The organism is Natronobacterium gregoryi SP2, from assembly GCF_000230715.2.
Taxonomy (GTDB): domain Archaea; phylum Halobacteriota; class Halobacteria; order Halobacteriales; family Natrialbaceae; genus Natronobacterium; species Natronobacterium gregoryi.
The window spans coordinates 901,401-921,090 of record NC_019792.1; the positions used below are offsets into that span (position 1 = coordinate 901,401).

Genomic DNA, 19,690 nt, shown 5'->3' on the forward strand with positions numbered 1-19,690 from the left:
CGGATTACTGTACCGATTTACCGGCGCAACCGCCGCCCGGGTCGCGGTTGTGCCGGAAATGACCTACAGTAAACCGTATCAGACGGTTTGCTGTCCGTCAGTGCCGGGTGGCCTGCGAGCCCGCCTGCGGTCGCGCCAGGACAGCGGGACAGCAGTCCGTCTCAGAACTCACGCCGATGACAACGCTGCCAAGAACGTGGCAGATGTGTCTCTCCGACGCGAGCAGCACTCCTCACGTGGGAGAGGCGCCAGCCAATACGCCCCGAGGCAAGAGACAGTGACACCGAATCGGGAAGACACCCCGTACTCTGCCGAGCAGAGGTCGAGTCCGCGGACAAGTCCTATTTGCGAACGGGGTAGCCCGTTTGCATGGGCCGTGGGACCGACAGTCCCCCGCTCCCCTCACCGAGCGAACCCGTTAGGGTAAGCGGAGTACAGTGGGGTCGTTGACAAGAGAACACTGTTCGAGAGCCACCCCCAGACGAGACGGCTCTGCCGACGAGTGGTGTCTCGGACAGCACCCGGACCCGTCGTCCGCAAGCCGACGCCAGACGGCGGAACGAACGACCCGACAAGGTAGGACGTACCGAAGCCGTTTTCCCCAGTGCGCGCGTTCGACCGCGTATGAACGGCGACAGTGACATGACTCTAGCGTTCGAGCTCGAGGCGTTGAAACAGCTTGCCTCGCCGGAGAGCGTCTTCGAGGACGCCAGAGGATGGACCGAGTACATCGGCGTCGTCTCCGAAAAACCGACATACGTCGTGACGAACTTCACGCGAAAGAACCGCGTCCGCCAAGATTTCTTCTCCGGTCCCCGCGGCAAGCGCGAGAGTCTCGAAGGCGTCAAAGACCAGTTCGACACGGACCGCCACGTCTTCGTCGGTGTCGACGACGAGGACGAACAACTCGCCGAAAAAGTCGACTGGGAGTACCTCGACCTCGAGGAGGCAGCAGATGCGGCCGACTGGATCGTCGCGACCCAGGCGGGCCAGGACGGGGACGACGCCGAAGGGGTCCGAGACGACTGGCCGTAGACGCACCCGACGTTTCTACGCCCGAACGCCGAGCGGATCTGTCTCGAGAAGTACCGAGACGACTGCTGAACCGACGATCGCTGCATTTTCGATCGCCAACTCGAGACTCTCTCCGGTCCCGTCGAAACTCTCCTCGACGGACTCACCCGGTGCGGGTCGGTCGTAGTTCGCAACCGCTCGAACCGACAGGTACCGCTCGAGTACGCCGAACCGAGCCAGTGCGGTCGCCGTGGCGGCGTCTTCCATCTGTGTCGTGACGTACGGGGCGACGCCGTACTGCTCACAGAGCCACTCTACTTCGCGTGCATGCCGCGAGCCGTGCCAGAACTCGTCGCCACAGACGGTCGTCCCCGTTCGAACGGTCGTCTCGGCATCGACTGCGTCGGGATACCGGTCCTGGTAGGCACGTGCGTCGTCGTTCTCGAGAAGCGAGACTGCCTGTGCAGCGTCTAGGGCCGACTCGACGAGGTCTGCCTCGAGACGGTGGGCGTACTCGCGTGGCCGATACGAGAGCAGATCGATGGCGGAATCGCCGCTCGAGTCCGACCGACCCCAGCGATGCTTGCGGTCCCAGTCGACGACGGCGTCGGCGACCACGACCGAGCCGAGCGCGGCCTGGTCCGGCGGTGCACCTGCGATCCCCGTCGAGAGGACGTACGCCGAGGAGAGGTCGATCGAGGGCGTCGCCAGCAACGCAGTCACCGTCGTCGCCGCGTCGCTCTTGCCGATCCCGGTCGTCGTAATCGCGACCCCCTCGTCCGTCAGGTAGAGCGGCGTGTAACAGCCCGGAACGGTGATCGCGTCGACGATATCGTGATCTTCGAGCCACGGACGGCGCTCCTCGAGTGGCGGTTCGGCTACGGCCGGCACCACTAACGCGGCCGGCGCGACGATCTCCCCATCCTCGAGTCGCCGTGGCTCCGGCACGGAAGGCTCGGGCTCGCTCATACGCGACCCGTGACGCCACGTCGGTAAAGGGGCTCCGGCGTCGAACCAGTCGGACCGCAAGAACTTCGGTCGCCGTCTTCGATCCACGGACCGTGAGCGACGGCGACGCGCCGACACTTGCCGACGAGAGCGTCGCCCGTGCACGAATCCACGCTCGAGAAGTCGCGAACGGCGACGGCGACTACCACCTTCCGGTCGACCTCGGGCGTCTCGAGTGGACCGTCTCCGCGCGGGCACGGCGGCGGGCAGGTGCGTGTCGGTGGAACGCGAGTTGCGAGGTGGCGACGATCGTGCTCAGCCGGCGAGCATACGAGCAGTACGACTGGCCGGCATTCGCCGCCGTCGTCCGACACGAACTCGTCCACGCCTGGGAGTTCCAGCAGTTCGGCGAGTCGGGCCACGGAAAACGGTTTCACAAACAGGCAGCCGAACTCGACGCCCCCCGCCACTGCCAGGCGTTTGCCGAACCCCGGTACCGCCTCCGGTGTCTCGAGGTGGACTGTGACTGGGAAGCGAAGCGCCACCGCGCCTCGAAACCGGTGAAGGCACCCGACCAGTACCGGTGTGGTGCCTGTGGCGGCCGGTACGAAGCCGAACACGTCTCGAGTGGACGAACGTGGTCGACCGCGAGCGGCTACGGCGGGACGAAAGCGACACTCGGCGACGGGTGGTAGGTCCGAACACTTATTCGAGTCACCCGATCTGTTTCACCTATGGGGATACTCGATCTGATGTTGGGTCAGGCAGACCACGGCGAACAGGGCGTCGAGGGACACTCGTACAAGCTCCCGAAAGAGACCCACGACTTCGTCTACCCCGTCGCAGTCCGCCGACGAGAACTCGAGGCGTTCGACCGGCTGATCCAGGTCGAAGCGGACGCGCCGTACCTCGAGGAGAACGTCGACGAACTCCAGGCCGTCTTCGACGACGTGCTGGAGAGCCACGAGATTGACGCGGCCAAACTGATCGAGCGGAAGCGGGCGACGAGACGCGCCGCCAGTTCCATCGTCGAGGGGTGGCTCGAGAGCGTCGAGGACGACGTCGACGTCGTCTACGTCTCCCCGGGAACCGACGAGACGCTCCGGGAGTTCGTCAAACTCTGCAAACAACGCAACGACGAATCGGACGATCCCTTCGACGTTCCCGAGCAGATGCCGGACGCGGTGGCGCTTTTGAAACGCGTCGACGAGGCAACCGACGATCAGTACCGTGCCGTCGTCCACATCGATCTCCTGCCCGGCAACTGACGGTCACTCGCTTCGACGTGGACGGTCGGGGACCGCGGCCAGATCCGCGACGGGAGCCGACCGTGATGTCTACACTTCCAGACCTCGACGACGCCCTCACTGATAGTGATTAAGACGAACCGTTACCAGTCAAATACGGCCAGATATTTGGCTCCTTGATTGCGCTCAAACCTCGTGGAAGGTAGTCTTTCAGCGTCGATAGAGCAGAAACAAGGCGGTACTTGAACCACTCTTGGAGCTGATCCCAGCACCCTTCGACGGCGTTTAATTCGGGGAGTTTTCACGGGAAATACCACACTTCGAGATCGTCTCCACGCACGCACGAGACCGAACTGTCTCCGACAGTTTCGGTCTCGCTCTTGTGTAGCACTTTGTTGATCTCATAGCGTCGCTTTGATAGCGTGTTTGAGCGCTTCTCTCCCTGGTTTCCGCAGTAGCTTTCGTCGAAGTTGGAACGCTCGGAGATACTGTGTGAGCTTGTCTTTTGAGATGCCTCGATGAGGCGAGAGCCACGGTCGCAGCAGCGATCCGTGGCTCTCGCAGGTGTTGACGTGTACGTTTTCGTTGGCGTATTCGCCGTCGCCGTGGACGACGTATTCGCGGTCGAATGCGTCGTCCTCGGCCAGTGGATCGTAGGCACGAAATCCGTCAGTGTAGACGGTCAGTGGCTCCTTCTGACGGTTTTCGAGAAGGAGCCGAATCGTCGATTCGTCGGCTGATTTCGCTGGGATCACGTATCGGTCGCCGGTGCCACGATCGACGATCGTGAACACCGGCGGTTTGTCCTGCTCGTACGTTCCTCGCCCACGCGTGGACAGGCCACGCGAGCGCGACTCTTGGTCGCGCTCGCGGCCTTTCAGCCCTGCAGAAACGTAGACTTCATCGATTTCGACCGGTCCGACAAGGTCAAGCGAAGGTGCATCAAGCGCCTTCGTGAAGCGCTCGACGCGCTGATAGATCGTTTTGTACTGGACGTCGATCTCTATCTGAAGTTGACGAAGACTCGTGTTAAACCGGAGAAACGCGTAAATCGAGAACAGCCACTTTCTGAGTGCGACTTTCGAATGGGCGAAGATTGTGCCGGTCTTGTCGTTGAACGTGCGGTCGCAATTCTTACAGAGATAGCGCTGAAAGTGCCCATAGCTACCGTTCTTGACCGTCAGGTCAGAACGGCAGCGAGGGCAAGTAACACCGTTACGCCAGCGAACCTGCTCTAACAGGTCCGCTGCGACCGATTCCGACCCAAACACATCTAGCGGGATCATGCCTAACGGACACCGCTGACGCGGTGTCCTTGCTCTCTTCGATTCTACAGCGACAGCTGAGCAGTATCAACAATCTCCTACAGAAGAGCGTTCGGTCTTGCGCTCACCGCTTACGTGTTCCCAGAGATCCCTCGCGTAGAAGTAGCCCGCTCGGTCCAAAAACACCACTAACTCATCACCGAACTTGTCGGTTAACGCCTCTAAAAGCCGAATACCGTGCTTTCGTGTGAGGTTCTCTTCTGTTCAGCAGAAGAAGCTGTCACCGTCGTCGGTGACCGCGCCTAGTACTGTCACCGACTTCCAAGATGTTGCAGTCTCTATTGACGGATTTGAGCCGATCGGATACCATCCACGCCGCTGAACGGTTCCGACGTGTTTGGTAAACTGGTCGACGGCAACGACGGTTTTCTCGCTCAGTTCGGGTCGTTTTTTTCGGCTGTCTCTTGAAATTCGGCTTTCTCTTTGGGATCAGCCTCGTAGTGTTGAGGCCGTGCTGTCCGCAAGGACAGCCCGGCCTCTCTCAACAACTCGTACGCGTAGTTCTCGTGGTATTCGACGCCGTACTCCTCTTTGACGTGGTGAAGCAGAAGCTTCGCTGACCACGCTTGCTGATCGTAGCCAAGTTCAGTTGGTGACTGCTGCAACTGTTCGAATAGTTGCTCGCGGTCTTGTCCCTCGATCTTTGCTGGGCCTCCTGGTCGAGGAGCATCGTAGGGAGCTTGTTCGATCGGTTCTTCCTCGAACCGATCGAGCCAGTTGCGAATCGTTTTCTCGACGACACCGTGGCGGTCAGCCAGCGTATTCAGTTGATCGCCTTGCTTGCGCCCGATCGCCGCGAGAACACGTTCTCGCGGCTTGCCTTCGTCTATCTGATCTTTGAGCTCGTAGAGTTCCTCAAGTGTGACCTCGTCGAGCCGACCCATTACCGGCTCTACAACACCCGCCGGTAAATAACTTCCTTAATCACTATGAGACGGGTTGCTGTCCGTCAGTCCCGGTGCAACCACGCCCCAGGTTACACCGAGGCATCCGAAGCAATCCGTATCAGTCTTCGTATGAGAGCAGCCGGTCCGCGTTGCCCGCGAGACGGGTCGCGCGCTCGCCAAACGAGTCGGCGTACCTGACGACGAGCAACAGGACAGTTGCGGGACGCCGGACCTCGTAGCCGTCTTCTCGGGAGAGCAGCCCTGCCTCCTCGAGTTCGCCTGCGTACTTGCTGACCGTCGGCGGGGAGACATCGAGCACGTCCGCGAGGTCGCCGGCGGTCGCGTCCGGCGCGACCAGCAGTTCGATCAGCATTCCGCGGGCCGTTTCCCGTCGCAGGTAGCCCAACGCTCGCTTCTCGAACTCGTCGAACCGCCCTGCCGGAACGAACCGCTTGTAGTCGCCGTCGCTGTAGCGTTCGATCGCCTCGCCGTCCTCGAGTCGGCGCAGGTGGTGCTGGGTCTCGCCGGTCCCGAGCTGGAGGTCGTCGCGAATCTTCGAGAAGTGCGCCCCAGGAGTCGTCGAGAGATAGCCTCGGATCGCGTTACGGGCGTCGCTATCGCCGTCGTCCGTCGCGGCCGCCTTCTCGGAGAAACCGGCGATTGGAGCGGTCGCACCGAGGGCAGCGAAGCGGCGCAGGGTCGCTCGTTTCTCGTCGTCGACCCCGTCGGGCGATGGCATGTCTGTCTACCGTCCGAAAGGGGTTCCGGCGTAAAACAGGTTTCGCTCGGCTTCCTTCTCTGAATCGTGACCGTCACGGCTCTCGATCCGTTGCTAGCGGTACTCCACCGACTGGCAGTGCTGACGCGGTGCTCTCGTCCACTCTGTCCCTACCGGCTGCTCGACGGGAGCATACGGACTGCTGTCCCGGCGCGACCGCAGGCGGGCGTGCGGGCCCGCCGGAACTGACATCCAGCAAACCGTATCACTCACGCTACTATCTAAACAGCGAATAAATGTCACACGAACACCGAACCCAGACACATCGTCGCCGAAACATTGTGGAACGCCCGACGATCGGCAGCCGATCAGTCGTCTTGGGTCTCTTCGGCTGCCGGATTGGCTTCCTTGAAGTCCTGATCCATCTCCTCGATCACTTCTTCAGGATCGGAGATATTACCGGGGTCCTGCCCTTCCTTGATCGCCTGCGCTTCTTGTTCCATCGCCTCGACATCCATCTCGGCTTCCTCGTCAATCTCGCCGATAATCTCGGCGATGTCGTCCAGGCCGATCAGTTCGCGGGTCTCTTCGTCGAAATCGAGGGCCTCGAGTTCGTCCGTCTCCTCGGCGACGTCGCTACCCGAAAGGTGTTTGCCGTAGCGGCCGACCATCGACGTGAGTTCCTGTGGGAGGACGAACGTCGTCGACTCGCTTTGACCGATCTCGGTCAGCGCGTCCATCCCCTTGTCGATGACCGCGCGTTCGCCCATCGATTCCGCAGAGCGAGCGCGCAGGACCGTCGAAATCGCGTCACCCTGTGCCTCGAGAATCTGGCTCTGCTTTTCACCCTGGGCACGGATGATCTCGGACTGCTTGTCACCTTCTGCCTTCTCGACGGCACTGCGGCGTTCACCCTGTGCCTCGAGAATCATGGCACGACGCTTTCGCTCCGCGGAGGTCTGTTGCTCCATCGCGCGCTGGACGTCTTTCGATGGGTTGACCTCGCGGACTTCGACGCTCTCGACGCGAATCCCCCACTCGTCTGTGGGTTCGTCGAGTTCGTTGCGGATCTTCGCGTTGATCTGCTGGCGTTTGTTCAGCGTGTCGTCCAGTTCCATATCACCCAGCACGGCACGCAGGGTGGTCTGAGCGAGGTTCGAGACGGCTTTCTTGTAGTCGTCGACCTCGAGGAACGCCTTCTTGGCGTCCATCACCTTGATGTAGACGACGGCGTCGGCGGTCACGGGCGAGTTGTCGCGCGTGATCGCTTCCTGTCGCGGGACATCAAGCGTCTGTGTTCGCATGTCGAACCGATAGGTGTTCGAGACGAACGGCGGGACGAAGTTGATACCCGGCTCGAGGAGTTTCCGGTACTCTCCGAAGACCGTCAGGGCTCGTTTCTCGTACGCGTCGACGATCTCGATCGCGCTGAGTAGCGCGGCGATGACGACGACGAGAACGAGGGCTCCGACGAACAACAGTGCACCGCCGGTTTGCATGGGGAACAGTTCTACGACCATGCTCCGTCGTTGTAGCGGTAAAGTGAAAAGCGTTCCCTTGTTTGAGAGACATGTCAGCGGTGAGGGGCCGGGTTCGAAACCGGTCGGGGTTACGACTCCGTTTCGGTTTCGACTTCGGGATCGTCGTCCGACTCGCTCGAGGTGTGTCCCTCAGAGTCTTCGCTCTGGGGCTGGTCCTGTGTGTTGGCAAGCGCCCGGTCGATCTCGTCCTCGCCGATCGCACCGAGCGATTCGACCGTGAGGACGTTGCCGCCGCCGGGATCGAGGACGATGATCTCGTCGCCCTCGTCGATCGTGCCGCTCGTCGTCCGAGCACTATAATAGGGTGCGAACCCGCCCTGATCGAGTTTCACCTCGCCCTCCCGAGTCGTGATCTCCGTGGTCGCGTAGCCAGTCACGCCGGCAAGCGAATCAGAATCGGAGGTCTGGGCCGTTCCTTTGCCGCCATAGAAGTCGAACTCGTTGTAGACGTACGCCGCGACGGCACCGATGGCAAGCGTCAGCGCTGCCAGAATGAACAGGCTCACCGGGCCCGGGAATAGTATGCCGATCAATCCTGCGCCGACGAGAGCGACCCCGATGACGATGAGGTGTGCACCCGGAGAGAGCGCCTCTAGCGCCATCAGTACGAGCCCCACCGACAGGAGCAAAAGCGGCACGTTCCCCAAGAGGGCATCGAGCATATCCTTGGATAAGGGCTCACCCCGATTAAATGTTTATCGCCGGTTGAGGACCAACCCCGGAACGAACCGAACGCGCCGACAGCGGCGTTTACTCCGACGACCCGTTCCTGATCGTCGTGTGTGCCCCGATCAACGCGCCCGCCAGATCCAGATCCTCGAGGTGAGTCCCCTGGTCGATGATCGACCGGCGGATGTCACCGTTCCGGACCGTCGCACCAGGGAACACCACCGTGTGCTCGAGGTGTGTATCCTCGAGCGTGACGCCGTCCATCACGTGGACGTTGTCGCCGACCGTCGCGTTCTCGAGGGTCGCCGACTCCGCGACCAGCGAGTTACCGTCGAGATGCCAGGAGACGGCATCGAGGTAGCTCTCGGGTGTCCCGATATCGAACCACGCGCCTTCGAACGTATAGGCGTAGGTCGGCTCCCGGCTCTGAAGCCACTGGACGAACCAGCCGGGTTCGTCGGGGTTGTTACCTTCCTCGAGGTAGGTCGGCAGCAGGGACAGGGCGTCTTCGGGGAATGCATAGCAGGCGATCGAGACCAGCGTACTCCTGGGGTCGTCGGGTTTCTCCTGGAAGTCGACGACGCGGTCGCCCTCGAGTTCGACCAGCCCGTAGGACTTGGCCTTCTCCCGGGAGCCGACGTCGTAGGCGGCCAGCGTCGGCGCGTCCTGCTGGTCGAAGTAGTCGAGGAAGTCGGTGACGTCGAAGCTGATCAGGTTGTCTCCGGCGATGACCAGCAGGTCGTCGTCGACTCCCTCGCGGTCGATCAACTGCGCGAGCGCGCCGACGACGCCGAACTTCTCGTCTTCGTCGGTCGTCTCTTCGATCGAGAGCTGTGGTTTCTCGAACTCACGTTCCGCGAGGTGGCTCTCGAAGTCCGGGGCGAATCGCTCGTTAGTGCTGACGTAGACGTCGTCGATCCGATCGTCTTCCTCGAGCTCCGTGAAGATGCGATCGACGACCGTCGAGTCGCCGATCGGGAGGAACATCTTGGGCCGATGTTTCGTGATCGGCCACATGCGGGTCGCGTATCCACCCGCGAGAACCACGGCCTTCATGGCCTCGGATTCGACGGACGGATGTAAGTCACTTGCCCTTTCAGCGATGTCGGCGACGACCCGGCATCCATAAACGCCCGAACCACGTTCCCTCGAGTATGCGCGAGGCCGATCAGACGACGCGACAGCGACTCGCCGACGCGTTACGCACTGAGCCAGCGACGCCCAGCGAACTCGCCACGCAACTGGATCTGACGCCCCACGCGGTCGTCGGCCACGTCGAACACGTCTCCCAGTCGGTCGAGGGGACGGACGAACAGCTGCTCGTCGCCCCACCGACCTGTCGTGACTGCGGGTTCGACGACTTCGACGACCTGGTAAATCTCCCGTCGCGGTGTCCCTCTTGCAAGAGCGAGTCGGTGGCGGAACCGACCTTCACGATCGAGTAATCGCTCGAGACGCTCGGACTGTCCGGACGGTCCGGACCGTCACTGTCACCGGGGATGCGGTTCCGTTCCGACACGCATATTTAGACGGCAGGCTTGAGCCCGGTACGAACGCGAACGTGACCCTCTCGAGTCGTCCGCAATCGCCGTCTCCCGATGTCTCGCCGGGGCGTCGGCCGTCACACTGCGTTCGAGGAGACAGAAGAGAAGATGACTACCACGCCTGATTCCGGGCCCGACTGCGCCGAATTCGTGCTCGCGGTACTCGAGTGGCTCGACGAGCGCGACGAGCCGACCGATACGGTCGACCAGGCGTTCGAGGTTCTCGCGAGCGAACGCCGACGGCTGTTTCTCGAGGTGATGCAAGTCTACGGGGAGTCGCTCACGTTGCCCGATGCGGCCGAAGAGGTCGCAGTCCGGGAGACCGGCGCTTCGGTCCAGGAGCTCTCCGCCCAGTGTGTCGCTAACGTCTACATCTCGCTGTATCACGACCACCTGCCCCGACTGGTTCGTGCGGGGCTGGTCGAGTACGATCAGGAGCGGGATCTCGTGTCGCCGGTCGGACTCACGTAAGCGAGTGACGACGTGGCAGTCCGTGAACTCGAGCGCGGTCAGGCGGACTGCTGTCCCGATGTCCCGGCGCGACCGCAAGAGCGCGCGGGCGCGCCGGCACTAGACGGCAGCAAACCGTATCAGTCGCTTCCGGTATCCGAAGCCGTGTCGGAGACGATCGAGCGATCGGGGAGGTTCGACGACGGTTCTCGGCCCAGCGTGAGCAGACGTTCGGTACGGGTGACTTCTATCGGACTCGGATTCGACTTTTCGATTTCCTCGTACTCGACCGTAACGCCTGCTGTCTCGGCGCTGATCCTGACGGCACAAAGCTGATACGAGGGGTAAAACACTGGCGGAAGAACGCCGACGGCGACGTCTCGGCGGTGGAGTCGCTTCAACCACGTTCCGGTGTTGACGAGCAATCGGCCGTCGACATCGATCACCTTCGGTCGGTGAGTATGCCCGTAGCAGAATATCGCCGTCTCCGGCTGGGCAGCAAACACCTCGCGTGCAGCCTCTTTGTAGGGTTCGTCCGGATCGACGGTGAGGTCGGTTTCGAAGATGCCGAACCGGTCGACAGTCTGTCTGAAGTCACGGAGGACGAAGTAGACGGGAATCCCAACGAGAAGGAGGATGCCAGCGACCGCTGCGTTGACGACGAGGAGCAGATGGACGGTCTCACCGACGTAACCCAACTGGTCGAGAACTGCATCTGCCATTTCGACCGGCATCGCCCAGACGCCGGCAACGTCCAGACCTGCCAGCACTGCGAGGACGACACTGACGTTGAGAAGGAGCAAGAACGGGAGCACGGCGTACCGCAAGAGCGGGTTCATTTCGCGGTAGAAGTACTTCGAAAGGAGCCAGCGTGGCACTCGTTCGGTCGGGGTAACCGCCTGGACGTCTTTCAACCAGTTGTACCGCCCCCGTTCGGAGAGCCGGCCTGCTCGACTCGTCACGAGGGCGTTGTAGTAGTAGCCAAGCGGCGTCTCGTGTCGGTTCCCGACATCCTCGAAGCGGTTGTTTGGATCTTGCTGGTGGCCGTGTTCGAAGTGGATCGTCCGGTCGCCGACCGGACGCGTGACCGACTCCGCCTGGACGAGGTCGACGTTGTACTCGGCCAGTCGGTCGACGTACTCGTCGTACGCGGCGAGATCGTGGTCGTGATTCCCCGGCAACATCGTGACCGGGATCGACGCACCGGTCGCACGCAACTGCTCGAACAACCCGGAATAGCGGTCGGTCAGAACGTCGAACTTCGCCAGCCCGTCGATCTCGGTGATCTCCCACAGACCGAACGCGTCACCGTTGATGAGGAGTTCTACGTCTTCGTCGGTCGTCTCCAGTCGCTCGAGAAACGCGATCAACTCCTCGAGGAAGTCGACTTCCCCCAGTTGCTCGTCGCCGCCGATGTGGAGGTCGCTGATGACGTAGTAGACCCGCCCGTCGGCATCGTCAGCCATGTCGTCACACGTCCACCCTCGAGACGTATATAACTAGAACTCGACGTTCGACGTCGCGGTCAGGTCGTCGCCGTCCTCGATCGGGCCGGTGCCGACGAACTCGTAGGCGTCGTCGGTCAGGGAGATCTCGTCACCGACGACTGTCACCTCGAGTTCTGTCAGGGTCGCGCCCTCGCAGGGACCATGCGTACAGTCGCCGGAGTCGGCCTCGAAGTACGCGCCGTGGTTCTCGCAGACGAGTTCGCCGTTTCGCATCACCGCACCCGAGCCCTTGTCGAGTTTGATGTGCGTGAAGTGCTGGCAGTAGTTGAGCCAGCAGAAGACGTCGGCTCCCGAGCGGACGAGGACCGCCTCTTTCACCTCGCCGTTTCCGTCTCGAACCCGAAAGAGAAACGTCGACTCCGCAGGTACCGCCTCGAGCGTCGTGATCGGTCGTTGGGCTGCCATCGACGCTCCGTTCGCAGTCGGGTTTCGTGAACGTTACGTCTCACTGGCAGGTCTCGCGACCGTCTGACGGAGTTTTATTACGGCTACGTCGAAACGGAACGTATGGACTCCCTGCTCGTTTATGGCTCGTACGGGTACATCGGGAGCCGAATCGCCGCGAAAGCGGTGTCTCGAGGCTGGTCGCCGGTCGTCGCCGGCCGCGACCGCAGCAACGTCACTCGCCAAGCCGACGCGCTCGGGGTCGAGAGACGAGTGTTCACCCTGGCGGAACCAGCAGGGAAGCAAGTTCTCACTGACTCTCTCGAGGACGTCGAAGCTGTTCTCAACTGTGCGGGACCGTTCGTCGAAACCGCCGAGCCGCTGGTCGAGGCCTGTCTCGAGACTGGCACCGACTATCTCGACGTCACCGGCGAGTGCCCGGTGTTCGAACGGCTCCGCCAGCGAGATCAGCGTGCACGCGACGCTGGCGTGACGGTGCTGCCGGGAGTCGGTTTCGATGTCGTCCCGACGGACTGTCTGGCGGCGTTTCTCGACGGGGTGTTACCGGAAGCCGACCGTCTCCATCTCGGCAAAAAGAGTCGGAGTTCGCTTTCACGAGGTACTGCACGGACGGCTCTCGAGGGGCTCTGCGAGGGAGGTGTGATCCGACGGAACGGACGGCTCCTACGAGTGCCCGTGGCGTTTCGCAGCCGTGAGATCGATTTCGGCCACGGACCCGAACACGCCGTCACTGTTCCGTTTGGCGACGTCGTCACTGCAGCCTACGACACCGGACTCGAATCCGTCGAAGTCTACGTCGCCGCGCCGCCGTGGACGACAAAAGCGATGCAGGCGCTGGACTCGGTCAGTTCTGTCGTCGCCTCGGAGCCAGTAAGGCGACTTCTCGAGCGAGCGATCGATTCTACGTTCGACGGACCGGGCGACCGAGAACTGGCGACCGATCGAGCTATCGTCTGGGGCGAAGTCGAGGACGACGCCGGGCGACGTGTGGGTGCACGCCTCGAGACGCCGAACCCGTACGCGCTAACCGTCGAAACCGCACTCGCCGCGAGCGAGCGCATCGACGACGCCGACGACGGTTTCCAGACGCCTGCGACCGCTTTCGGGAGCGACTTCATCCTCGAGTTCGACGCTCGTTGTGAGGTGCTTTCGGCACCTGCTCTCGAGAACGACGGCGCACAACAGTCTCTCTGGCAAGTCGCGTCGAACAGTTAATCTTCGCCAGGGGTACTCCCTCGTTCGTCCATCATCGACTGGGTGCGTTCGATCCAGGCACCGCGATGGAATCCAATGGCGACGTAGATCGTCGCCCACAGGTAATAGACGACGATCGAGACGTAGATTGCTGGGACGCCGTAGCCGAGGACGATGCCGCCGACATAAGAGACGCCGAGGAGTCCGACTACCATCCCGCTGATCCTACCGATAAGCGGCGTCTTCGTGTCACTGCCGCTCGTGAGCGCGCCTGCGAGGACGACGTAGAGCACGGTCACTGGCGCGGCGAGTGCGTAGGCCGCGGCGAAGCCGGCCGCGTAAGACCGCGTCGCGGGATCGTCGGTAAAGAAGCTGACGAACCACTCGGCACCGAAGAAGAGAACGACGCCGAGTGAGCCGACAGTCAAAACGCCGAGCGCTGCGGCTGCCCAGCCGTTGTACCGTGCACTGACGGGATCGCCCTCGCCGAGTGTCTGGCCGACGACGATGCTCGTCCCCGTCCGGTAGCCCCGCGAGAGGGGTGACGTAATCTGCTGGTAGACGCGTCGCCCGATCTGGTAGGCGGCGTTGACGTCCGTCCCGAAGTACAGCAGGATCGAGTTGAACGGGAACTCGAGGGCGGTCGTCAGGAACCCTTCTGTGATTCTTGGGGCACTGATCGCGAGCAGTTGCCGGGTGATCGTCCACTGCGTCGGCCGGACGAAGCCGGCTGGCGTCCACGAGCCGTAGATCGCGGCCACGAGTGCGAGTGCAGAGAAGACGTTTCCAACGGCGGTCGCAATGCCGACGCCGACGATGTGCAGGTAGGGCGCAGGCCCGAGTCCGAGCCCCAGAACGACCGTCCCGACGATGTTGAGTGCGTTCGAAACGACGTTGACGGACATCGGCGTGCGCGTGTCGCCAGCGCCCTGGATCGACCGTGCAGCCACGAGCGCGACGTGGCGTGCAGGCGTCGTCGCAAAAATTATCGCCAGATAGATTCCGCCCATCCGGGCGACTTCTGACTCGGGAGTGAGCTCCGGACTGATGATAGCGATTGCCCACTGGCCGAAGAAATACCCGAACACGATAAAGGGGATTCCCGCGACGGCACCGAGCAGTATCGCCTGCGTGATCGCCTCGTCTCTGTTCGCCGTCGCACCGCTACCGGTATCCTGACTCGAGAGCGCGATGACGCCGCTGCCGAGGCCGAGGCCGATCCGCAGCGGGAGTCGTGCGTAGAGGTCCGCGAGTCCGACGGCTGCCACCGCCGCGGGGGAGAACAGACCGGTGACGGCGACGTCGGTCGTCCGCATCAGCGTCCGGAGGAACTGCTCGACCATCACCGGCCAGGAGAGATCGAGCACGCGCCGCCAGACGTCGACGAGCCGTCGGCGTCCGAGAGACCGCACGGCGTAACACTCGAATCGTCCGCCGCTTGAACCTGTTGGAGACGGCATTCGAGATGTCTCCCGCACGCGGCGAGCTCCGGAACGGAGCGGCGTTATGCTGAGGGGAGGCCGACGCCTTCGGCCAGCAGTTCGTGGGAGCGAAGCGCGTCGTCGTGGTCGGCGAGTACGTGCTGGATCATCACCTCGTCGACGCCGACGCGGTCGGCGAGTTGCTCGAGCAGGCCAGCGAGCGTGTCCGGACTTCCTGAGATCGCCCGCGGCCATTCGTCGGCCTCGAGCGTGGCCGGCGTCGGTTCCGGGACATCACCGAGTTCGTCGATGGCTTCCTCGACCGAGGGCGTCGTTCCGACGACTCCACGCCGCATCCGCGCGAACGACGCCTCGGCGACAGCACGCTGACGCGCCGCCTCTTCGTCGGTTTCGGCACAGATTGCGTTTACCGCGACCAGCCCCTCCGGTTCGTCGATGCCACCGGCGAGGGCCGGCGGTTCGAAATGCTCGCGGTACGCCTCGAACGACTGCGTGGCCAACTGTGGGCGGATGAACGCCGCAAAACAGTAGCGTAAGCCGAGTTTCCCAGCGATCTTCGCACTCGAGGAACTCGAACCGAGAACCCACGGAACGGGTGGCTCTGCACTCGAGCGTGCGATCTCGAGGTCGCTGTAGGCGTGTCCCTCGGGGAAGTCGTCGTAGAGGTGGTTGACGACGGCCTCGATCTTCTCGGCGTGATCTTCGTCGGGGTTCTGGACGCGACGGGACGTTTCGAGGGCCTGATCCGCGGCCGGCGAGCCGTTCGCCCGTCCGAGGCCCGCGTCGATGCGACCCGGCGCGAGTGCGTCGAGCGCGCCGAACGCCTCCGCGACCTTGAACGGGCTGTAGTGGTTGAGCAACACGGCACCCGATCCGAGCCGGATCGAGTTCGTTTCGGCGGCGAGATGGCCGAGCAACACTTCAGGCGTCGTGCCCGCAATAGTATTTGCCATGCCGTGGTGTTCGGCAACCCAGAACCGCTCGAATCCGAGTTTTTCGGCCTGTTGAGCGGCTTCGACAGTGTTTTCGTACGCTTCCGTCGCAGTGCCGTCGTCGGGGACCGGAGAGAGGTCGACAGCAGAGAGTCTCATACGTCCCACTCGGAAACTGCGAGAAATAACGGTTCGGCTAGCGGAAGGTAGCTGCCTCGTCGAGAACGTATCCACGTCGACGTGAAATGGCGCGCTGTCGGCCGACCGAGTGAAACGAGGGCGGTCGACAGCGCGCGAGCTCTTCACGAGCGCAGCGAGTGAAGGCGTGTCATACGGTTTGCTGTCCGTCAGTGCCAGCGCGCCCGCGAGCACGCCTGCGGTCGCGCTGGGACATCGGGACAGCAGTCCGTCTCATACGGTTTACTGTAAGTCATTTTCGGCACAACCGCGACCCTGGCGGCGGTTGCGCCGGTAAATCGGTACAGTAATCCGTCTCAGAGTTTGCTCTGACAGTGGTTGAGTGAGGACGAAGTGACCGAACGAATCGGTTGGGGTTCTGTCGAATCGATTCCTCGAGAACGAACGTCTACAGGCGGAGCAGGCCGAGTGGCTCGGGGACGTTCGGAAGATCTCTGCGCTTCCGTGATGACGAGAGACGAAGTCTCTCGAACCACTTGACCCCGAGGCGGTTCACCCGTAACAGCGTTCCTCGACGCGCTCGTCGTACAGCCTCGAGAGGCAATCTGTCACTGGCCCGCCCCCAATCTCTCGACCGTCGACCGTCGCGACCGGCCGCAGTTCCCACGTCCGGTTCGTCAGGAACACCTCGTCGGCTGCGAGGACGTCCTCGAGGTCGTAGGTTCCTTCTCGAGTCGAAACGCCGGCTTCTTCGGCGAGTTCGAGGACGACTTCCCGCGTGATCCCGGGCAGGACGGGGCCGTCGGTCGAGGGGGTCTGCAAGACGCCGTCGCGGACGAAAAACAGGTTGCTCGTCGTTCCCTCGGCAACGTGGTTGGCCGCGTCGAACAGGACTGCCTCGTCGACATCGCTCGAGAGCTCTGTCCGCGCCAAAATGCCGTTCAGGTAGTTGTGTGTCTTCGCGCTCGCTGGCAGAGCGGCGTCGGGAATCTTGCGCGTCTCGACGGTCTCGACCGTCGCTGACTCGTCCCAGACCGACTCGCCTTCGAGTCCACCCCGTGACAGCGGCTTCGCGTAGACGATCACCGTGGGATCGACCTCCGGCTGTGGCGTCAGTTTCCCGGGCTGGACGCCACGCGTGATCGAGAGGCGGACGTAGGCGTCCGCGAGGTCGTTCGCCGCGAGCGTCTCGCCGATCCGCCCCTGGAGGGCGTCCGTAGAGAGGCCGTGCTCGAGCGATAGGGTTTCGCAGGTGGCCTCGAGGCGCTCGACGTGGTGCTCCCACTCGAAGACCGTGCCGCCGTAGGCCCGTAGCGTCTCGAAAGCTGCGTCGCCGTAGCGGAAGCCTCGGTCGTCGACGCTGACGGTCGCCTCGCTCGCTGGAACGAGTGTGCCGTCGACATGGTAGAGAGGTTCGTCGGTCATGGGATGCTCGAGGTGATTCGTCTCGTCGTGGTACTCGAACCAGTATGAACTCTCCTGTTCAGGAGACGACAGTCGATCCGTCAGGCTGCAGGCTCGAGGTCGACGCGTGTGGCTTCGGCCTGGACGAGATAGGCCCGGTCGTCCTCGTAGCCGGCGACGATCTCGAGTGCGTCTGCCGTTCCGATGCAGTTGAGCGCCCACGCGGCGCTGGCGCGGACGCGATCTTCTTCGTCGTCGGCGAGGACATCCGCGAGCGGGTCGATCGCGCGGGTATCGCCGATCAAGCCGAGCGCGCGAGCGGCCCAGCTACGGACGTCCGGATTGTCCGCGAGGAGTTGGTTCGCGAGCGGTTGGACGGCTGACTCGGCACCGATCTCACCGAGCGCACGGAACGCTGGCTTCTGGAGGTCGGGGTTGGAGTCGACGTAATCGAGGAGGGCGTCGACCACCTCGTCGTCCGCGACGCCGATCTTGCCGAGGATGCGGATGGCAGCCTCGTCGCGGCGGCCGGCCTTCTGTACCATCGGCTCGATCGCGTCCTCGGGCCCCATCCGTTCGAGAGCCTCGAGGCAGTGTTCCTCCATGTACTCGGAGCCGAGCGTCTCGTAGGCAAGCAGGATCTGGTCGACGTTGCCGCGTTTCTCGTGGACTTTCAGCGCGTGCCACTCCGGCGGGAAGTCCTTGACGTGGGCGAGCACGTCGTAGAACCCCTCACGGCGGAGCTGTTCGCGCACTTCGAGATCGGTCCACTCGGTCGCGTCGTCGACGCCGCCTTCGAAGTCGTCCGTTGCCTCGAGCAGGCCGGCGATCGTCTCGGCGTCCTCGTCGGGATCGGGGCTGGCGTCCTCGACGGCTGCGGTAGCCTCTTCGAGCGTTTCCTCGAGCGCTTGGGGAACCGTTCCCTCTTCCTCGGCGTTCTCGCCGAGTTCGGCACCGCTTGCGGGTTCGAGATCGCCGGGCGTCGAGAGGTCACTCTCGAGCAGGTCGTTCACATCCGTGAGAAACGAGTCGACGGCCTCGATCAGTTCCTCGTCGCCCTCGACGGTCCAGCGGGTGTTCGTGATGGTGTTCGCGACGCCATCGATCTCGCCGACGACGTCCTCGGCGTAGGGACCACGCTGGTCCTCGAGGTCGTCCTCGAGATCGCCGAGGTCGCTCTCGAGGTCGTCGTAGCGGTCCTGGAGTTTCGCTTCGGGTGCGGGTTCGTCGTCCTCGTCGTCGTCCGTCTCCGGCGGGTCCGGAATCTCGACATCTTCGACGTCCTCGCGAACCGACTCGAGGTCGGCCTCGACGACGTTTAAGTCGTCTTCAGTGTCGGCCGACTCGAGGTCGGCCTCGAAGTCCTCGAGATCGGCCTCGAGCGCACCCAGGCGGTCCCTGATCGCGTCGAGGTTCCGCTCCCGATTTGCTTCGCCCTCGTCAGCAGTTGGCTCGTCTTCGCTCATGGTACCACCGTCGATACGAGACGACGCCGACGCGTGACAGAGTCCATACGGGACAGTCGCGTCAGGATCGTCCTAAGCGTTTCCATGCACGTTGGCCGTCGGCGGTTCGGGATCGTCACGCCAGTAGAACCAGGGGCTCAACGTCATGTACGCGAGCCCGAGCAACAGGAGTGCGAATGGGAACGATCGGTCGGCGAACTCGGGGACGAGAACGGCAAGCACGTGGACGACACCCATGATAGCGGCGTCCCGGGCCAGCAGGTCGGGGTAGGTGATCCGTGAGACCATCAGGTAACAGAACAGGCCGGTGATGACGAGTACGAGCCAAGCGTCGGCGACCCCAGCCAGGATCGCCGCCCCGAGAATCGTCGCGGCGAGTGTCGTCTGTATTCCCTCGGTGTAGTTCGCGGCAGTGTCGTAGGTCGTGTACAGTCCCAGTCGAGTGACTGCCGTCGCGACGAACAGAGCACAGACGACTGTCACCAGCAGGAGTTCGAGGGTAACAGCCTCGCGACTGACGCCGAGGCCGTCGGTGACGACGACGAACGCAAGAACTGCTGGGGCGACGCCGAAAGAGGCGACGTCGGCGAGCGAATCCAGATAGGGACCGGCCTCGGTGCCGCCATATCGCCGCGCGAGGATACCGTCTAGCCCGTCTGCGACCGCCGCGAGCAGGATGAGTCGAGCAGCGATATCGATGTCGACGAACGCGACGACGACGGCGACGAACCCCAGCGCGGCGTTTGCGATCGTCACCGCGTCGGCGACGCCCAGTCGGCCGACAAACCGCGGAAGCATACTCGCCGATTCGACGGGCAGATACCTTACGTGTTTTCGTTCGCAGTCGGGCACGAACGT

General features: G+C 62.9%; 21 protein-coding genes. 6 read left to right on the forward strand and 15 right to left on the reverse strand.

Going from position 1 to position 19,690, the window contains the following annotated elements; genetic code table 11:
- Positions 1 to 624 precede the first annotated feature (624 nt).
- Positions 625 to 1,035 carry a DUF7124 domain-containing protein gene (locus NATGR_RS04370; RefSeq protein WP_005581220.1) on the forward strand — a complete coding sequence of 137 codons (411 nt, stop codon included), beginning with the start codon at positions 625 to 627 and terminating at the stop codon, positions 1,033 to 1,035.
- Positions 1,036 to 1,050: 15 nt separating this feature from the next.
- Here NATGR_RS04370 and NATGR_RS04375 read toward each other — a convergent pair whose 3' ends face one another.
- Positions 1,051 to 1,983, reverse strand: coding sequence for a phosphorylase family protein (locus NATGR_RS04375; protein ID WP_005581219.1), 933 nt, complete (start codon positions 1,981 to 1,983; stop codon positions 1,051 to 1,053).
- Between the two features lie 92 nt (positions 1,984 to 2,075).
- Between NATGR_RS04375 and NATGR_RS04380 the strand changes: the two genes are divergently transcribed.
- Both NATGR_RS04380 and NATGR_RS04385 read left to right on the forward strand, forming a co-directional pair.
- Complete coding sequence (locus tag NATGR_RS04380) at positions 2,076 to 2,657, forward strand: SprT family zinc-dependent metalloprotease (protein WP_005581218.1); 582 nt, start codon at positions 2,076 to 2,078, stop codon at positions 2,655 to 2,657.
- A 39-nt stretch (positions 2,658 to 2,696) separates the two neighbouring features.
- Positions 2,697 to 3,230: a hypothetical protein gene (locus NATGR_RS04385; RefSeq protein ID WP_005581217.1), complete on the forward strand. Its 534-nt coding sequence runs from the start codon at positions 2,697 to 2,699 to the stop codon at positions 3,228 to 3,230.
- 380 nt (positions 3,231 to 3,610) lie between these two features.
- On the opposite strand, the gene NATGR_RS04390 is transcribed toward NATGR_RS04385, so the two are convergent.
- The 7 genes from NATGR_RS04390 to NATGR_RS04415 all read right to left on the reverse strand — a co-directional run bounded on the left by NATGR_RS04390 (position 3,611) and on the right by NATGR_RS04415 (position 9,405).
- Positions 3,611 to 4,495, reverse strand: coding sequence for an IS1595 family transposase (locus NATGR_RS04390; protein ID WP_015233210.1), 885 nt, complete (start codon positions 4,493 to 4,495; stop codon positions 3,611 to 3,613).
- 243 nt (positions 4,496 to 4,738) lie between these two features.
- Positions 4,739 to 4,945, reverse strand: coding sequence for a transposase (locus NATGR_RS20610; RefSeq protein WP_197706740.1), 207 nt, complete (start codon positions 4,943 to 4,945; stop codon positions 4,739 to 4,741).
- Positions 4,909 to 5,418, reverse strand: a complete 510-nt coding sequence (locus NATGR_RS04395; RefSeq protein ID WP_005581215.1) for an IS630 family transposase — start codon at positions 5,416 to 5,418, stop codon at positions 4,909 to 4,911. Before NATGR_RS04395 ends, NATGR_RS20610 begins: the two co-directional genes overlap by 37 nt.
- A 121-nt stretch (positions 5,419 to 5,539) precedes the next feature.
- On the reverse strand, positions 5,540 to 6,160 hold the full coding sequence (locus NATGR_RS04400) for a winged helix-turn-helix transcriptional regulator (protein ID WP_005581214.1): 621 nt from the start codon (positions 6,158 to 6,160) through the stop codon (positions 5,540 to 5,542).
- Positions 6,161 to 6,507: 347 nt separating this feature from the next.
- Entirely contained in the window at positions 6,508 to 7,659 is a 1,152-nt protein-coding gene (locus tag NATGR_RS04405; protein WP_005581212.1) for an SPFH domain-containing protein, read from the reverse strand.
- An 89-nt stretch (positions 7,660 to 7,748) separates the two neighbouring features.
- Positions 7,749 to 8,342 (reverse strand): NfeD family protein, encoded by a 594-nt coding sequence (locus NATGR_RS04410; protein ID WP_005581209.1) that lies wholly within the window; start codon positions 8,340 to 8,342, stop codon positions 7,749 to 7,751.
- An 88-nt stretch (positions 8,343 to 8,430) separates the two neighbouring features.
- A complete protein-coding gene (locus NATGR_RS04415; protein ID WP_005581206.1) occupies positions 8,431 to 9,405 on the reverse strand; it encodes a sugar phosphate nucleotidyltransferase in 975 nt (324 codons plus the stop codon).
- Between the two features lie 98 nt (positions 9,406 to 9,503).
- Between NATGR_RS04415 and NATGR_RS04420 the strand changes: the two genes are divergently transcribed.
- Positions 9,504 to 9,794: a transcriptional regulator gene (locus tag NATGR_RS04420; RefSeq protein WP_005581205.1), complete on the forward strand. Its 291-nt coding sequence runs from the start codon at positions 9,504 to 9,506 to the stop codon at positions 9,792 to 9,794.
- A 207-nt stretch (positions 9,795 to 10,001) separates the two neighbouring features.
- Positions 10,002 to 10,364 carry a DUF7344 domain-containing protein gene (locus NATGR_RS04425; protein ID WP_049887842.1) on the forward strand — a complete coding sequence of 121 codons (363 nt, stop codon included), beginning with the start codon at positions 10,002 to 10,004 and terminating at the stop codon, positions 10,362 to 10,364.
- A gap of 119 nt (positions 10,365 to 10,483) precedes the next feature.
- Here the strand turns inward: NATGR_RS04425 and NATGR_RS04430 are convergent, their stop codons facing one another.
- Positions 10,484 to 11,809 (reverse strand): metallophosphoesterase, encoded by a 1,326-nt coding sequence (locus NATGR_RS04430; protein WP_015233326.1) that lies wholly within the window; start codon positions 11,807 to 11,809, stop codon positions 10,484 to 10,486.
- 33 nt (positions 11,810 to 11,842) lie between these two features.
- On the reverse strand, positions 11,843 to 12,256 hold the full coding sequence (locus tag NATGR_RS04435) for a Rieske (2Fe-2S) protein (RefSeq protein ID WP_005581198.1): 414 nt from the start codon (positions 12,254 to 12,256) through the stop codon (positions 11,843 to 11,845).
- A gap of 102 nt (positions 12,257 to 12,358) precedes the next feature.
- On the opposite strand from NATGR_RS04435, the gene NATGR_RS04440 reads away from it, so the two are divergent.
- Positions 12,359 to 13,471, forward strand: a complete 1,113-nt coding sequence (locus tag NATGR_RS04440; RefSeq protein ID WP_005581197.1) for a saccharopine dehydrogenase family protein — start codon at positions 12,359 to 12,361, stop codon at positions 13,469 to 13,471.
- Here the strand turns inward: NATGR_RS04440 and NATGR_RS04445 are convergent.
- From NATGR_RS04445 to NATGR_RS04465, 5 genes are all read right to left on the reverse strand, one after another.
- Positions 13,468 to 14,793 carry an MATE family efflux transporter gene (locus NATGR_RS04445; RefSeq protein WP_049887843.1) on the reverse strand — a complete coding sequence of 442 codons (1,326 nt, stop codon included), beginning with the start codon at positions 14,791 to 14,793 and terminating at the stop codon, positions 13,468 to 13,470. The two genes, NATGR_RS04440 and NATGR_RS04445, sit on opposite strands and share 4 nt — an antisense overlap.
- Positions 14,794 to 14,954: 161 nt before the next feature.
- Positions 14,955 to 15,983, reverse strand: coding sequence for an LLM class flavin-dependent oxidoreductase (locus tag NATGR_RS04450; protein WP_005581195.1), 1,029 nt, complete (start codon positions 15,981 to 15,983; stop codon positions 14,955 to 14,957).
- Positions 15,984 to 16,514: 531 nt separating this feature from the next.
- A complete protein-coding gene (locus NATGR_RS04455) occupies positions 16,515 to 17,387 on the reverse strand; it encodes an aminotransferase class IV (protein WP_005581194.1) in 873 nt (290 codons plus the stop codon).
- An 80-nt stretch (positions 17,388 to 17,467) separates the two neighbouring features.
- Complete coding sequence (locus NATGR_RS04460) at positions 17,468 to 18,832, reverse strand: HEAT repeat domain-containing protein (protein WP_005581193.1); 1,365 nt, start codon at positions 18,830 to 18,832, stop codon at positions 17,468 to 17,470.
- A gap of 72 nt (positions 18,833 to 18,904) precedes the next feature.
- A complete protein-coding gene (locus NATGR_RS04465) occupies positions 18,905 to 19,630 on the reverse strand; it encodes a protein sorting system archaetidylserine synthase (RefSeq protein WP_005581192.1) in 726 nt (241 codons plus the stop codon).
- Positions 19,631 to 19,690: the final 60 nt, after the last annotated feature.

What these genes read in the sequence shown, in the direction of transcription:
- NATGR_RS04415 (WP_005581206.1), bottom strand. Translation starts at nt 9,405, where the DNA reads ATGAAGGCCGTGGTTCTCGCGGGTGGATACGCGACCCGCATGTGGCCG.
- NATGR_RS04425 (WP_049887842.1), top strand. Translation starts at nt 10,002, where the DNA reads ATGACTACCACGCCTGATTCCGGGCCCGACTGCGCCGAATTCGTGCTC.
- NATGR_RS04445 (WP_049887843.1), bottom strand. Translation starts at nt 14,793, where the DNA reads ATGGTCGAGCAGTTCCTCCGGACGCTGATGCGGACGACCGACGTCGCC.
- NATGR_RS04395 (WP_005581215.1), bottom strand. Translation starts at nt 5,418, where the DNA reads ATGGGTCGGCTCGACGAGGTCACACTTGAGGAACTCTACGAGCTCAAA.
- NATGR_RS04410 (WP_005581209.1), bottom strand. Translation starts at nt 8,342, where the DNA reads ATGCTCGATGCCCTCTTGGGGAACGTGCCGCTTTTGCTCCTGTCGGTG.
- NATGR_RS04400 (WP_005581214.1), bottom strand. Translation starts at nt 6,160, where the DNA reads ATGCCATCGCCCGACGGGGTCGACGACGAGAAACGAGCGACCCTGCGC.
- NATGR_RS04375 (WP_005581219.1), bottom strand. Translation starts at nt 1,983, where the DNA reads ATGAGCGAGCCCGAGCCTTCCGTGCCGGAGCCACGGCGACTCGAGGAT.
- NATGR_RS04455 (WP_005581194.1), bottom strand. Translation starts at nt 17,387, where the DNA reads ATGACCGACGAACCTCTCTACCATGTCGACGGCACACTCGTTCCAGCG.
- NATGR_RS04405 (WP_005581212.1), bottom strand. Translation starts at nt 7,659, where the DNA reads ATGGTCGTAGAACTGTTCCCCATGCAAACCGGCGGTGCACTGTTGTTC.
- NATGR_RS04450 (WP_005581195.1), bottom strand. Translation starts at nt 15,983, where the DNA reads ATGAGACTCTCTGCTGTCGACCTCTCTCCGGTCCCCGACGACGGCACT.
- NATGR_RS04465 (WP_005581192.1), bottom strand. Translation starts at nt 19,630, where the DNA reads ATGCTTCCGCGGTTTGTCGGCCGACTGGGCGTCGCCGACGCGGTGACG.
- NATGR_RS04390 (WP_015233210.1), bottom strand. Translation starts at nt 4,495, where the DNA reads ATGATCCCGCTAGATGTGTTTGGGTCGGAATCGGTCGCAGCGGACCTG.
- NATGR_RS04370 (WP_005581220.1), top strand. Translation starts at nt 625, where the DNA reads ATGAACGGCGACAGTGACATGACTCTAGCGTTCGAGCTCGAGGCGTTG.
- NATGR_RS04435 (WP_005581198.1), bottom strand. Translation starts at nt 12,256, where the DNA reads ATGGCAGCCCAACGACCGATCACGACGCTCGAGGCGGTACCTGCGGAG.
- NATGR_RS04385 (WP_005581217.1), top strand. Translation starts at nt 2,697, where the DNA reads ATGGGGATACTCGATCTGATGTTGGGTCAGGCAGACCACGGCGAACAG.
- NATGR_RS04440 (WP_005581197.1), top strand. Translation starts at nt 12,359, where the DNA reads ATGGACTCCCTGCTCGTTTATGGCTCGTACGGGTACATCGGGAGCCGA.
- NATGR_RS04430 (WP_015233326.1), bottom strand. Translation starts at nt 11,809, where the DNA reads ATGGCTGACGATGCCGACGGGCGGGTCTACTACGTCATCAGCGACCTC.
- NATGR_RS04420 (WP_005581205.1), top strand. Translation starts at nt 9,504, where the DNA reads ATGCGCGAGGCCGATCAGACGACGCGACAGCGACTCGCCGACGCGTTA.
- NATGR_RS04460 (WP_005581193.1), bottom strand. Translation starts at nt 18,832, where the DNA reads ATGAGCGAAGACGAGCCAACTGCTGACGAGGGCGAAGCAAATCGGGAG.